Source organism: Streptococcus sp. 10824, assembly GCF_013276595.1.
Classification (GTDB): domain Bacteria; phylum Bacillota; class Bacilli; order Lactobacillales; family Streptococcaceae; genus Streptococcus; species Streptococcus pseudopneumoniae.
Genome location: NZ_VMLH01000084.1, coordinates 1 through 14,309, shown reverse-complemented (window position 1 = coordinate 14,309; position 14,309 = coordinate 1). Strand labels below are relative to the sequence as shown.

General features: G+C 39.2%; 14 protein-coding genes. All 14 read left to right on the top strand.

The genetic code is table 11. The features are described 5' to 3' along the window. Nucleotides 1-123: 123 nt before the first annotated feature. Nucleotides 124-744, top strand: coding sequence for a hypothetical protein (locus HT701_RS08000; protein WP_050208075.1), 621 nt, complete (start codon nt 124-126; stop codon nt 742-744). 153 nt (nt 745-897) lie between these two features. Beyond that, entirely contained in the window at nt 898-1,341 is a 444-nt protein-coding gene (gene tsaE, locus HT701_RS07995) for a tRNA (adenosine(37)-N6)-threonylcarbamoyltransferase complex ATPase subunit type 1 TsaE (protein WP_023936473.1), read from the top strand. Next, nucleotides 1,331-1,846, top strand: a complete 516-nt coding sequence (locus tag HT701_RS07990) for a GNAT family N-acetyltransferase (RefSeq protein WP_172931397.1) — start codon at nt 1,331-1,333, stop codon at nt 1,844-1,846. The genes tsaE and HT701_RS07990 overlap by 11 nt, the downstream gene beginning before the upstream one ends. Nucleotides 1,847-1,861: 15 nt before the next feature. Continuing rightward, nucleotides 1,862-2,878 (top strand): LCP family protein, encoded by a 1,017-nt coding sequence (locus tag HT701_RS07985; RefSeq protein WP_000239276.1) that lies wholly within the window; start codon nt 1,862-1,864, stop codon nt 2,876-2,878. A gap of 83 nt (nt 2,879-2,961) precedes the next feature. Then, entirely contained in the window at nt 2,962-4,218 is a 1,257-nt protein-coding gene (locus HT701_RS07980; protein WP_023936469.1) for a competence/damage-inducible protein A, read from the top strand. Between the two features lie 54 nt (nt 4,219-4,272). After that, a complete protein-coding gene (gene recA, locus HT701_RS07975; protein ID WP_001085465.1) occupies nt 4,273-5,439 on the top strand; it encodes a recombinase RecA in 1,167 nt (388 codons plus the stop codon). 114 nt (nt 5,440-5,553) lie between these two features. After that, nucleotides 5,554-6,924: an MATE family efflux transporter gene (locus HT701_RS07970; RefSeq protein WP_138700175.1), complete on the top strand. Its 1,371-nt coding sequence runs from the start codon at nt 5,554-5,556 to the stop codon at nt 6,922-6,924. Nucleotides 6,925-7,298: 374 nt separating this feature from the next. Then, entirely contained in the window at nt 7,299-8,249 is a 951-nt protein-coding gene (locus HT701_RS07965) for an N-acetylmuramoyl-L-alanine amidase family protein (protein WP_138705849.1), read from the top strand. A 504-nt stretch (nt 8,250-8,753) separates the two neighbouring features. Further along, nucleotides 8,754-9,098, top strand: coding sequence for a helix-turn-helix transcriptional regulator (locus HT701_RS11775; RefSeq protein WP_001056000.1), 345 nt, complete (start codon nt 8,754-8,756; stop codon nt 9,096-9,098). A gap of 12 nt (nt 9,099-9,110) precedes the next feature. After that, nucleotides 9,111-9,857, top strand: a complete 747-nt coding sequence (locus HT701_RS07955; protein ID WP_306291438.1) for an ImmA/IrrE family metallo-endopeptidase — start codon at nt 9,111-9,113, stop codon at nt 9,855-9,857. Next, the gene (locus HT701_RS07950; RefSeq protein ID WP_119919726.1) at nt 9,850-10,275 is read left to right on the top strand and encodes a hypothetical protein; all 426 of its coding nucleotides are present in this window, start codon (nt 9,850-9,852) and stop codon (nt 10,273-10,275) included. Before HT701_RS07955 ends, HT701_RS07950 begins: the two co-directional genes overlap by 8 nt. 761 nt (nt 10,276-11,036) lie before the next feature. Continuing rightward, nucleotides 11,037-11,540: a PBECR4 domain-containing protein gene (locus HT701_RS07945; RefSeq protein WP_166728267.1), complete on the top strand. Its 504-nt coding sequence runs from the start codon at nt 11,037-11,039 to the stop codon at nt 11,538-11,540. After that, nucleotides 11,531-11,752 (top strand): hypothetical protein, encoded by a 222-nt coding sequence (locus HT701_RS07940; protein WP_172931396.1) that lies wholly within the window; start codon nt 11,531-11,533, stop codon nt 11,750-11,752. Before HT701_RS07945 ends, HT701_RS07940 begins: the two co-directional genes overlap by 10 nt. Nucleotides 11,753-12,298: 546 nt before the next feature. Next, on the top strand, nt 12,299-14,309 hold a 2,011-nt coding region (locus tag HT701_RS11540), incomplete at its 3' end, for a YSIRK-type signal peptide-containing protein (RefSeq protein WP_240152367.1).

Genomic DNA, 14,309 nt, shown 5'->3' with positions numbered 1-14,309 from the left:
TTTGATTTTCATTGAGTAGTAGTCTCTCATGTTTGTTTAGCGTCTAAAAGAGACATTTGAGAAGATTGAAAACAGTTCTCTCTTTTCTCCTAGTATAATGATTGGTAGGAAGGGAGAGAAAAGATGAAATCAATGAGAATCTTATTTTTGTTAGCTTTAATTCAAATCAGTTTGAGTAGCTGTTTTCTATGGAAGGAATGCATCTTGTCCTTTAAACAAAGTACAGCTTTTTTCATCGGAAGTATGGTCTTCGTTTCAGGAATCTGTGCTGGAGTAAATTATCTTTATACCCGTAAGCAAGAAGTCCATAGTGTCCTAGCCAGTAAGAAGTCAGTGAAGCTTTTTTACAGTATGTTACTCTTAATTAATTTATTAGGAGCTGTCCTTGTCTTGTCAGATAACTTGTTCATTAAAAATACGCTGCAGCAAGAATTAGTTGACTTTTTATTGCCATCCTTTTTCTTTCTATTTGGGCTAGATTTGCTGATTTTTTTACCCTTGAAAAAATACATGCGCGATTTTCTTGCTATGCTAGACAGAAAAAAGACAGTGTTGGTGACTATTTTAGCAACACTTCTCTTTTTAAGAAATCCAATGACCATTGTCTCTCTTCTGATGTATATTGGACTGGGTTTGTTTTTTGCAGCCTATCTTGTCCCAAATTCGGTCAAGAAGGAAGTTTCCTTTTATGGTCATATTTTCCGAGATCTTGTATTGGTCATTGCTACGCTCATTTTCTTTTAGAGAAAGCTTGTTTTTATGGATGTTATGATGGTAATACTCTTCGAAAATCTCTTCAAACTACGTCAGCGTCGCCTTGCCGTACTCANNTTTTCATTGAGTATAAGTTTAGCAGGAAAATAGACACAAAAGAAAAGTTTTTGGTATAATAAGAGTATGTACACAAAAAATGAAGAAGAGCTACAAGCCTTAGGGGAGCGTTTGGGTCATCTATTAGCAAAGAATGATGTTTTAATCTTAACTGGAGAACTGGGTGCAGGTAAAACGACCTTTACTAAAGGACTTGCTAAAGGTTTACAGATTTCTCAAATGATTAAAAGTCCAACCTATACTATCGTAAGAGAGTATGAGGGGCGTCTTCCGCTTTTCCATTTAGATGTTTATCGAATTGAAGGAGATGCGGATTCTATCGATTTGGATGAGTTTCTCTTTGGTGGCGGAGTGACTGTTATTGAGTGGGGCAATCTCTTAGGAGATGCCTTGCCAGATACTTATTTAGAGTTGGAAATTCTAAAAGAAGAAGACGGTCGCAGATTACATTTCCAAGCAAAGGGTTTGCGTGCAGAAAAGCTTTTAGAGGAGCTTCAACATGGAGTATGAATTGCTCATTAGGGAAGCAGAGCCCAAAGATGCAGCTGAATTAGTGGCCTTTTTAAATCGTGTAAGTTTAGAGACAGATTTTACCAGCCTAGACAGAGATGGTATTCTCTTGACCAGTGAGGAGATGGAAATATTCCTCAACAAGCAAGCTAGTTCGGACAATCAGATAACCTTACTTGCATTCTTAAATGATAAAATTGCTGGTATTGTAAATATTACAGCTGACCAGCGCAAGAGAGTACGTCATATTGGAGATCTCTTCATTGTGATTGGCAAAAGATATTGGAATAATGGCTTGGGAAGTTTGTTGCTAGAAGAAGCGATAGAGTGGGCACAAGCAAGTGGCATTCTGCGTCGTCTCCAACTGACTGTCCAAACTCGTAATCAAGCAGCAGTTCATCTTTATCAAAAGCATGGCTTTATAATTGAAGGTCGCCAAGAGCGTGGGGCATATATAGAAGAAGGGAAATTTATCGATGTTTACTTGATGGGTAAACTGATTTGATCGATTAGTAGAAATATGGTTAAAAAAATTATTGGAATGGTGCTAGCTTTACTTTCTGTAACTGTAGTAGGAGCAGGTATTTTTGCTTATACTATTTATCAGCAAGGGACAGAAACCTTAGCTAAAACCTATAAAAAAATCGGCGAAGAAACCAAGGTTATTGAAGCAACTGAACCTTTGACCATTCTGTTAATGGGGGTTGACACCGGAAATGCTGAACGAACTGAAACTTGGGTCGGTAGAAGTGATAGCATGATCTTGATGACAGTGAATCCTAAAACGAAAAAAACAACGATGATGAGTTTAGAGCGGGATATTCTGACCCGCATTGAATCAGGGAATGGTCAGGTTCATGAAGCGAAACTGAATTCAGCATATGCAGATGGTGGAGCAGAGCTTGCTATAGAAACCATTCAAAAAATGATGAATATCCATATTGATCGCTATGTGATGGTCAATATGAAAGGGTTACAAAAACTAGTGGATGCAGTAGGTGGTATTACAGTCAATAATACCCTAGGTTTCCCAATTTCTATCAGTGACCAAGAAGAATTTAATACCATTTCTATTGGTGTTGGGGAGCAACATATTGGGGGAGAAGAAGCCCTAGTCTATGCACGAATGCGTTACCAAGATCCTGAGGGGGATTATGGTCGTCAAAAACGTCAACGTGAAGTTATTCAAAAAGTCATGGAAAAAGCTCTCAGTTTAAATAGCGTTGGTCATTATCAAGAGATTCTAAAAGCTTTGAGTGACAATATGCAGACCAATATTGATTTGTCTGCAAAAAGTATCCCTAACTTGCTAGGGTATAAAGATTCATTTAAAACCATTGAAACTCAGCAGTTGCAGGGTGAAGGAGAGATGCTTCAAGGTGTTTCTTACCAGATTGTTTCGAGAGCCCATATGTTGGAAATGCAAAATTTACTCCGACGTTCTTTGGGACAAGAAGAAGTCACTCAGCTTGAAACTAATGCGGTTTTATTTGAAGATTTATTTGGCAGAGCCCCTGTTGGTGATGAAGATAATTAACTTTTGATACAAATAAAAAATCAATCGTAGGAAAATTCCTGCGATTTTTTCAAAAAAATACGAATAGATAGGTAGGAGGAAACATGAAAGCAGAAATCATTGCTGTTGGAACAGAGATTTTGACAGGACAGATTGTCAATACCAATGCTCAGTTTTTGTCGGAAAAACTAGCAGAAATTGGGGTAGACGTATATTTTCAGACGGCTGTAGGAGACAATGAAGCTCGTCTCTTGTCTTTGCTTGAGATTGCCAGTCAACGTAGCAGTCTGGTGATTTTGACAGGTGGTTTAGGGCCGACTGAGGACGATTTGACCAAACAAACTCTGGCTAAATTTTTAGGGAAAGAATTAGTCTTCGATCCTCAGACCCAGGAGAAGTTGGATGTCTTTTTTGCCCAGAGACCAGACTATGCCCGAACACCTAATAACGAAAGACAAGCTCAAATTGTAGAAGGAGCGACTCCACTGCCCAACGAAACAGGACTGGCTGTGGGAGGCATTTTGGAAGTCGAAGGAGTGACCTACGTCGTCCTTCCAGGTCCACCGAGTGAATTGAAACCTATGGTCTTAAACCAACTTTTACCCAAGTTGATGACAGGGAGAAAGCTGTATTCCCGAGTTCTTCGTTTCTTTGGAATTGGCGAGAGTCAGCTGGTGACGATTTTGGCTGATTTAATTGAGAATCAAACAGATCCGACCTTGGCACCTTATGCCAAGACAGGAGAAGTCACTCTACGTCTGTCAACAAAGGCTAGCAGTCAAGAAGAGGCGAATCAAGCGCTGGATATCTTAGAAAACCAAATCTTGAATCGCCAAACTTTTGAAGGCTTTTCTTTACGAGAACTTTGCTATGGTTATGGGGAAGAGACTAGTTTAGCCAGCATTGTGGTAGAAGAACTGAAAAGGCAAGGGAAAACCATCACGGCTGCAGAGAGTTTGACGGCAGGTCTTTTCCAAGCTAGTCTAGCGGATTTGTCAGGAGCTTCAAGTATATTTAAGGGTGGTTTTGTGACCTATAGCTTGGAGGAAAAATCAAAAATGTTGGATATTCCTGTCAAGGATTTGGAAGAACATGGTGTGGTGTCTGAATTTACAGCTCAGAAGATGGCTGAGCAGGCACGAATCAAGATCCAGTCTGATTTTGGAATTAGTTTGACTGGAGTGGCAGGACCAGATAGCCTAGAAGGATATCCAGCTGGGACAGTCTTCATAGGCTTGGCTCAAGAGCAAGGAACTGAGGTTATCAAGGTGAATATTGGAGGCAGAAGTCGAGCAGATGTACGTCACATTGCGGTTATGCATGCCTTTAACCTAGTTCGCAAGGCTTTATTAAGTGACTAACTTTTGATATAATAGTAGATAGGTCTGAGGATCATTAGAATGTAGGAGAATAGAATGGCGAAAAAACCAAAAAAATTAGAAGAAATTTCAAAAAAATTTGGGGCAGAACGTGAAAAGGCCTTGAATGATGCTCTTAAATTGATTGAGAAAGACTTTGGTAAAGGATCAATCATGCGTTTGGGTGAACGTGCGGAGCAAAAGGTGCAAGTGATGAGCTCAGGTTCTTTAGCTCTTGACATTGCCCTTGGTTCAGGTGGTTATCCTAAGGGACGTATCATCGAAATCTATGGACCAGAGTCATCTGGTAAGACGACGGTTGCCCTTCATGCAGTTGCACAAGCGCAAAAAGAAGGTGGGATTGCAGCCTTTATCGATGCGGAGCATGCCCTTGACCCAGCTTATGCTGCGGCCCTTGGTGTTAACATTGACGAATTGCTCTTGTCACAACCAGACTCAGGAGAGCAAGGTCTTGAAATTGCAGGAAAATTGATTGACTCAGGTGCTGTAGATCTTGTCGTGGTCGACTCAGTTGCGGCCCTTGTACCTCGTGCGGAGATTGATGGAGATATCGGTGATAGCCACGTTGGTTTGCAGGCCCGTATGATGAGTCAGGCCATGCGTAAACTTGGTGCTTCTATCAATAAAACCAAAACAATTGCTATCTTTATCAACCAATTGCGTGAAAAAGTTGGGGTCATGTTTGGAAATCCAGAAACAACACCTGGCGGACGTGCTTTGAAATTCTATGCTTCAGTCCGCTTAGATGTTCGTGGTAACACACAAATTAAGGGAACTGGTGACCAAAAAGAAACCAATGTCGGTAAAGAAACTAAGATTAAGGTTGTAAAAAATAAGGTAGCTCCACCGTTTAAGGAAACCGTAGTTGAAATTATGTACGGAGAAGGAATTTCTAAGACTGGTGAACTCTTGAAGATTGCAAGCGACTTGGATATTATCAAAAAAGCAGGAGCTTGGTATTCTTACAAGGATGAAAAAATCGGTCAGGGTTCTGAGAATTCTAAGAAATATTTGGCAGAGCACCCAGAAATCTTTGATGAAATTGATAAGCAAGTCCGTTCTAAATTTGGCTTGATTGATGGAGAAGAAGCTTCAGAACAAGATACTGAAAACAAAAAAGATGAAGCAGTTCAAGCAGATTCTGTGAATGAAGAAGTGACACTTGACCTAGGCGATGAACTTGAAATCGAAATTGAAGAATAAGCTGTTAAAGTAGTGGAGAAATCCGCTACTTTTTCGATTTTTGATTCAAGATTTCAGATTGCCTATAGTTTGCTGTTTCTTGTGGCTCCACTAGAAAGCTGATGTAATAGCCTTATGAATAAAAAACGAACAGTGGACCTGATACATGGTCCGATTCTTCCTTCTCTCTTGAGTTTTGCCTTCCCAATCTTGCTGTCTAATATCTTTCAGCAACTCTATAACACTGCTGATGTCTTGATTGTTGGACGTTTTCTTGGACAAGACTCCTTGGCAGCGGTAGGGGCGACGACAGCGATTTTTGACCTGATTGTAGGTTTTACTCTTGGTGTTGGAAATGGCATGGGGATTGTCATTGCCCGTTATTATGGAGCTCGGAATTTCACTAAAATCAAGGAAGCAGTAGCATCCACCTGGATTTTAGGGGCTCTTTTGAGTGTTGTAGTGATGCTGCTGGGCTTTCTTGGTTTGTATCCTCTTTTACAGTACCTAGATACCCCTGCTGAAATCCTTCCCCAGTCCTATCAATATATTTCTATGATTGTGACCTGTGTCGGCGTCAGCTTTGCCTATAATCTCTTTGCAGGTTTGTTGCGGTCCATTGGTGACAGTCTAGCCGCCCTTGGATTTCTGATTTTCTCTGCCTTGGTTAATGTGGTTCTCGATCTCTATTTTATTACGCAACTGCAACTGGGAGTTCAATCCGCGGGACTTGCTACCATTATTTCGCAAGGTTTATCAGCGGTTCTCTGCTTTTACTATATTCGTAAGAGTGTGCCAGAACTTTTGCCTCAACGCAAGCATTTCAAATGGGATAAGTCCTTGTACGCCGATCTCTTGGAGCAAGGTTTGGCTATGGGCTTGATGAGTTCGATTGTGTCCATCGGCAGTGTGATTTTACAGTCTTCTGTCAATACCTTTGGCGCAGTGATTATTAGTGCCCAGACGGCGGCTCGACGCATTATGGCCTTCGCCCTTCTTCCTATGACCGCTATTTCTGCTTCGATGACGACCTTTGCTTCTCAGAATCTAGGAGCTAAGCGACCAGATCGCATTGTCCAAGGTCTTCGAATCGGTAGTCGTTTGAGTATGTCCTGGGCAGTTTTTGTTTGTGTCTTCCTCTTTTTTGCCAGTCCAGCCTTGGTTTCCTTCTTGGCTAGTTCGACGGATAGCTATTTGGTAGAAAATGGTAGTCTCTATCTGCAAATCAGTTCAGCCTTTTATCCCATTTTGAGCCTCTTGTTAATTTATCGCAATTGCTTGCAGGGCTTGGGGCAAAAAGTCCTTCCGCTGGTTTCTAGCTTTATCGAACTAGTCGGGAAAATCGCTTTTGTGGTCTTGATTATCCCTTGGGCAGGCTATAAGGGAGTTATCCTTTGCGAACCCCTCATCTGGGTTGCCATGACCATTCAACTGTACTTTTCGCTTTTCCGTCATCCTTTAATAAAAGAAGGTAAGGTCATCTTGGCAACAAAAGTGTCATCCTAGCTCGATTTGCTAAATAAAATCCATTTCCTCTAGTGAAAATCGAAAAACTTGTGCTGTCATCTTTAGTTTGGTCTTGAAAATAGTTTAACAGACTTTTGACTTCTTTTATATGATATAATAAAGTATAGTATTTATGAAAAGGACATATAGAGACTGTAAAAATATACTTTTGAAAAGCTTTTTAGTTTGGGGTGTTTTTGTAGATAGAATGCAGACCTTATCAGTCCTATTTACAGTGTCAAAATAGTGCGTTTTGAAGTTCTATCTACAAGCCTAATCGTGACTAGGATTGTATTCTTTATGAGGTATAAATAAAGGAGTTTCTAGCTCTGGATTGTAAAAAATGAGTTGTCTTAATCGATAAGGAGTAGAATATGGAAATTGATGTGAGTAAATTAAGAACAGATTTGCCTCAAGTTGGCGTGCAACCATATAGGCAAGTCCATGCCCATTCCACAGGCAACCGTAACTCAACGGTTCAAAATGAGGCTGACTACCATTACAGAAAAGATCCTGAATTGGGCTTCTTTTCTCACGTAGTTGGTAATGGTCGTGTTATGCAGGTAGGACCTGTTGATAATGGTGCCTGGGACGTTGGGGGTGGTTGGAATGCAGAAGGTTATGCACAAGTTGAACTGATTGAAAGCCATGAATCAAAAGAAGAGTTTCTGATTGACTATCGTCTCTATATCGAACTCTTGCGTAATCTAGCAGACGAGGCTGGGATACCTAAAACACTTGATACAGACGACTTGGCAGGTATCAAGACACACGAATATTGTACCAATAACCAACCTGACAACAACTCAGATCACATTGACCCCTATCCTTATCTTGCCAAATGGGGTATTAGCCGTGAGCAGTTTAAGCAGGATATTGAAAACGGCTTGACGATTGAAGCAGGATGGCAACAGAACGATACTGGCACCTGGTATGTACACTCAGACGGTTCTTATCCAAAAGATAAGTTTGAGAAAGTCAATGGTACCTGGTATTACTTTGACGGTTCAGGCTATATGCTTGCAGACCGCTGGAAGAAGCACATAGACGGGAACTGGTACTGGTTTGACCAGTCAGGCGAAATGGCTACAGGCTGGAAGAAAATCGCTGAGAAGTGGTACTATTTCGATAGAGAAGGTGCTATGAAAACAGGCTGGATCAAATACAAGGAGACTTGGTACTATCTTGATAGTCAAAATGGGGACATGGTTTCTAATGCCTTTGTCAAATCAAATGATGGCTGGTATTACCTTAAAGAAGATGGCACGATAGCAGACAGACCAGAATTTACAGTCGAGCCTGAAGGCTTGATAACAGTAAAATAATAATGGAATATCTTTCAAATCAGAACATCGCATATTATTAGATCTTGAAAAAGCTTAATAGTATGCGTTTTCTTGTGGAGATATTTCCTTCAATTTTTGCTACTATATTAAATAAAAATCAAAAAGCAAACTATAAAGTTATGTTCAAATAAAGTCTAATACTCTGCGGAAATCAAAGTGCAAACCACGTCAGCTTCCANNACTTCGTCAGTCTTATCTACAACTTCAAAACTGTGTTTTTAGCAGCCTGCGGCTAGTTTCCTAGTTTGCTCTTTGATTTTCATTGAGTATAAATTTGACAATGTAAACCGAGTCGGATAGCTTTAAGTACTGTTTTGAGGTTGAAGATATGATTTTTGATAGGAACTCATCAAATAGGTTTAATATCATCACTTTTGGATGTTTAAGCAGCACCAATAAATTGCTTTCTTGTTTTGTCATAATTTTTTTATTTAAAAAATTGACTTTATGACAAGGGTGTGCTATTCTTTTTATGAGAGGTGTATGAATATGATAAATGTATGTGATGTTGGAAAAAGAATAAAAGAACTTAGAATATCTTCAAATCTTACTCAAGATAAGATTGCTGAATATTTGTCTTTGAATCAAAGCATGATTGCCAAAATGGAAAAAGGTGAAAGGAATATCACGTCGGATGTTATTGAGAAACTATCTGCCCTGTTTTGCTGTACGGTTGAATATCTTTTGTTTGGCGAACAAGCTGAACAACAGTGTGTCATATCGTTTAGAAAAAATAAAATAGTAGACCAAGATCTTAAAGTTTTAGCGAAAATCAATAAAATTGTATTGAATCAATTTGAGATAGATCAGCTATTGGAGACAAAATAAATGATTGATAAAATGGATTTAAGTAATAAAGCTTCAAATCTTAGAAAAAAGTTGGGAGCTGATGGTGAAGCGCCGATAGATATTTTTAAATTGGTACAAAAGATAGAAAATTTGACGCTGGTATTTTATGGACTCGGAAAGAATATTAGCGGAGTCTGTTATAAAGGAACTCAGTCAAGTCTCATTGTAATCAATTCAGACATGTCATTAGGAAGACAAAGATTTTCTTTAGCACATGAACTGTATCATCTTTATTATGATGAGGTGAAGAAGAGTTCAGTCAGTCTTATCTTGATTGGTGAAGGAGATGAAACTGAAAGAAAAGCGGATCAGTTTGCTTCATATTTTTTAATTTCCCCATCTTCACTGTATAGGATGGTTGAGGAAATCAGAGAAAATGCCAATAGAACTCATCTTGAAGTAGAAGATATTATAAAATTGGGTCAGTTTTATGGTATCAGTCATAAGGCTATGTTATATAGATTGCGGAATGATGGATACCTTGATGCAGAAGAAATTAAAAATATGGATATTAGTGTTATAGAGACAGCTTCAAGATTAGGCTATGATACAAGTTTATATCGTCCTTTGTCAGAAAGTAAAAAGGAAATGGTATTAGGACACTATATTAAATCGACTGAACAACTTTTAGAAAATAACAGAATTTCGCAAGGGAAGTATGAGGAACTGCTACTAGATGCTTTCAGATATGATATTGTATATGGGCTAGATGAAGAGGGGGAGTTGTCGTTTGACTAGTCGTGTATTTATTGATACAGATTGTATTTTAGCATTTTTATGGGTTGGCACTGAACATCTTTTAGAAAAGCTCTATTCGGGTAAAATTGTTATTCCACAAGAGGTGTATGATGAAATCAATATACCTACAATCCCCCATTTAAAATCTAGGATAGACCAGTTAGTAGCTAAGGGTTCAGCTGAGATTGTGAGCATAAACATTGGAACTGAAGAATACGCATTATATAGAGATTTAACAAGAAATCATGATAGTAACAAGATTATTGGTAAGGGAGAAGCGACTTCTATTTTCTTAGCGAAAAAGCATAATGGGATATTAGGAAGTAATAACCTAAGAGATGTTAAACCATATGTAGAAGAATTTTCTTTAGAACATATGACAACAGGAGATATACTGATTGAAGCGTTTAAAGCGTAATTTATTACTGAACAAGAGGGCAATCATATCTGGAATAATATGCTTAAAAAGAGAAGGAAAATTGGTGCAAATTCATTTTCAAACTATCTTCGTGGAAGTGTTCATCAAAATAGACAAAAATAAATTTGGATAAATCGAACTCACTATTCAGTAGGCATATGAGCACTTCGAAAAAGAAAAGTGTCAAATTGAGCCTATAAGAGTAGAAATGACCTGCATAGTGGATGAGAGAAAAGTTGTCCTTGAAGTTTCCCTGAACGATCAGTCGCATGTCAAACGATATGTAGGGTAATGTGAGAAGGGATAGCGAGTAGTTTTTGGTTATTTTGTCAAAAAACTTGTATTTTATCATACTGAATGATAAAATACAAGAAAAATAGTAGAATAAAGGAAAGCTTTTCTAAAATGTGTATCTCCCCATAGGATTCGTTCTTGTGGGATTTTTTTCGTTAAAGAAAGCGATAAATATTGACTTTTTTAAAGAAAGATGTCATAATTAAGTTGGAAAAAACGTAAAAGTATCACTTTTCTCGTTATCCCGACTCCCAAAACGTCGTTAAACCGCTCGGCAATCCATGGAGACATGGACACATAGTAGTAAGCACGCTATGTGGCTTGGCAGAGCTAAAAACTGTTCCCTTGCGATAAGCCTAATAAGCACAACATAGGGAGTTAGAGAAGCCGACTCTAATCATCCACTTTGGGCAGTAGTGAGAACTGCCCCGTGCTTTTTTTATTTTGAGAAAATATGGAGTTTGTCGTTGAAATTACTTGATTGTATTTTAGATTATCAAGAGAAATTCGATGGAAAAACATGTCAAGTATCAACGAATTATAAGCATTTAGAGACTTTCGAAGTAGATTTTTGCTTGACTGATTTACATCATTTATTTGGCTTACACAAAATCACACGAGATTTTGCTAGTCATACGATACCTGCTATTCAAGCTGGTGTTTTTATTTTAGAAGATTTTAGAAATCATCCTATGTACAATGATGTAATCGAAAGGATATCTTTATATGAGTTTATCGGTGATATTTTCTATTCTAAAATAACAAGTTGTTGCATCGTAGCTAAGGATTTATCTAAAAATACTATGAAATTGGACGTCATATTTTTTGAGAATAGAAATAAAAGATCCGCAGTTTTAGGTTTACGAAGAGACAAAAGCGGAGTATTTAAACCAGTTACTCTACATTTTACAAGCGCTAAGAAATATGCTAAAGTTCGTAAAACAGATGTGAAAGAAATTAAATGGTTATAAAAAAAACTTTTCGCAGGCTTCGGCTTGCGTTTTTTTTGTTTGATAAAATTAAAAAATGTGCAAAAATAAGTAGAATTGAAAACAGGAAAAAACACCTCCTTTCGATTCGCCAAGCCTCTTCGCAAGGCAATGAGGGGGCGGAGAGACGCGCTCGTCAACAGAAGTATCTCATTGGAAATGTTGCTCACTTTTTTAGTGAGCTTTTTATTTAAGGAATAGGAATGAAAAATAAGAAGTTAAAATTATACTCAATGAAAATCTCTTCAAACCCGTCAGCGTCGCCTTGTCGTAGGTATCTTACTGACCAAGCTAGTGATGGACTTAAATAGGTGGTTTGGAGCGTCCTATCGGCTAGGAAATGCTGATCATAGTCCTTTTCTGAGGATAGGGTGTAACACTCAACTGTTGACCTAATTGATAGGAAGGGAATTACTATAAAACACTCAGGCTTCTATCATATATTTTGAAACGATTGTGTAATCAAAATGTAACAATATTTTAATATTTATCACAGAGGATGCCGTGCATATATAAATGCAGTATAATTCTTGTATCTTTGTTAAAAAACAGGCTGTATCAAAAGGTTTTATATATATATATTGTCGCTTTTTCCTTGCCTTTCCTGACTCTATCTTGTCAGCGAGGAGGTTGACTTGTATGTCAGAAGTGTTACTATATGATTGATATATTATCGACTGTCGGCTTTTTGCGCGCTTTCTAAGCTCGGGGAAGCTCTCAGATGAGGAAAGGATTCACTTATGTTCAAGAAAAAGAATGATGGCAATGGAGAGAAAATTTTCCGTTATTCCATTCGTAAATACCATTTTGGGGCTGCTAGTGTTGCGGTTGCGGCATTGATGTTTTTCGCAAATGGGGTGCAAGCGCAGGCACCTGCAGTATCTTCGGCAACAGCCAGTGATGTAGTTGCTGAATCTGCTGGAACACCAGATAAGGATAAGCAGGAGTCAGATGGGGAAGAGCCAGAGAAGGTCTCTCAGACTGAACCGTCGGCTGAGCTCCAGTCTACAGGGGAGTCAAACTCTCCAGAGACTAAAATCGAGGACGCTAGTAAGGGGCAGGAAACAGCTGACCTTGCTCCTACCAAACCAGAGGCAAAACCAGCTGCTCAAGAAACTTCTCAATCAGAGAGAGAAAAAGAGCAAGACCAGCCCACATCTGTCACTAAAACGACAGAAGCTAAATCACTCCAAGGCAATCTGCAAGCTTTGTTGGAAAAACTAACTCTTAGCTCCATGAAAGCGCTCCACGATGAAGTGGAGTCGCGTCTAGCAGCAGCTAAGGCAGTTTTGGACGATCCAAAAGCGACGCAAGCGCAGGTTGATGAGCAAGTAAGAGCTATGGAAGAACTGACGAGCCGTGTCAATCAAGCCTTGGAGCCATCGCTACCAAAATTGACAGACTTGGGTGAAGCAAGTTCGACAAATAATAAGCTTAGCGCTCCAGATGGGGCTGTGACTGAGCAAGCAAGTAGTGGGAAGCGTCGTAAAAGAGGTGGGCCAATCGATCTTGAACCAGCTGCAAACCAAGTTAGTCCAACTGATGCAGGAAAGGAAGCAGCACCTGAAGCCAACTCTCAATCTACTCCACGAGAACTCCCAACCTACACCAATACGACAGAAGGTGAGAACGGCGCCTATGGACTAAAAAAGGAATTGGAGGATATCACCAAGGAACTTCGACGGTACGGAGCGTCGGAAGATAAAATCCAAGCAGCAAAAGCAGCAGCTGATAAGTTTAATGAAGCCTTTTCTAAGGGTGATACCATCAGCCAAGAAGATTTTGCAGCTGCCCTAGTCGACCTGAAAAAATCCCGAGACCTCATCGAAGGAGTGCTGGAAGAAAAATATGGAGAAGAGACTACAGGTGGAGGAGTAACCCCGCAACCACGTGATGGTGGCTACTCTGACTTTCGTAATGCTAACTATAGTGGAAGATCTGCAAGGGCGGCAAGAGCTGGCGAAAACTACTCTGAGGAATTTAAAAACGCAAAAGAAAGTTACTTTGAGAAATCAGGCAACAAGGGAAATTCTCCGTATGGTAGGTATACTTATGTCTATTATTCTGATAGAACACCTCGAAATAATGCAACACGACCAGTATCAGAGGCTGAAAATTATATCAAATATACAGTAACATCAACGAGCGATGGATTTCGTTGGCAATTAGAACTTAATAATGGATATAGGACGTTACCAGGTCATTCACAGGTGTGGTTTACTGTACCATCTGGACAAGAGTTCAAACATGGTACAGATGGGATTTCTATCTCTAACCAGGGTGGTGGTACTACAGCATATTCTCCAAATACTAGTGACATTTTATCATTGTTAAAAGTTAGTCAAGCACAATTTGGTAGACAAAAAGAAGGTACTCCACAACATGTTGGAGCTACTAATCGTTTTGGAATTCGTCCACTGCCGGCAGATAATTTGACACAGTTAGCTACTCAAGGACCTAGAGGGACAAATCCCTATCGCAGAGATTATCAGAGCCAAGAGGAACGTAGTAGTGCGGATGAGAAATTTAGAATCATAAATTCTAGTACAGGACGTTTATTTTACTTTGAACTTCCCAATTCTAATCGAAAATATAAGATTACCTTTGAAACAAGAGGGAATAATGATATTAAAAAATTAGTTTATGCAGCTGGCATGAGATTTTTAGATGGTAATGAGTTGCTCCTTGCAAATCAGTGGCATGCCAGAACACGTACTGAAGCAGAAGAAGATGCTAAAGAGTTGAACGATG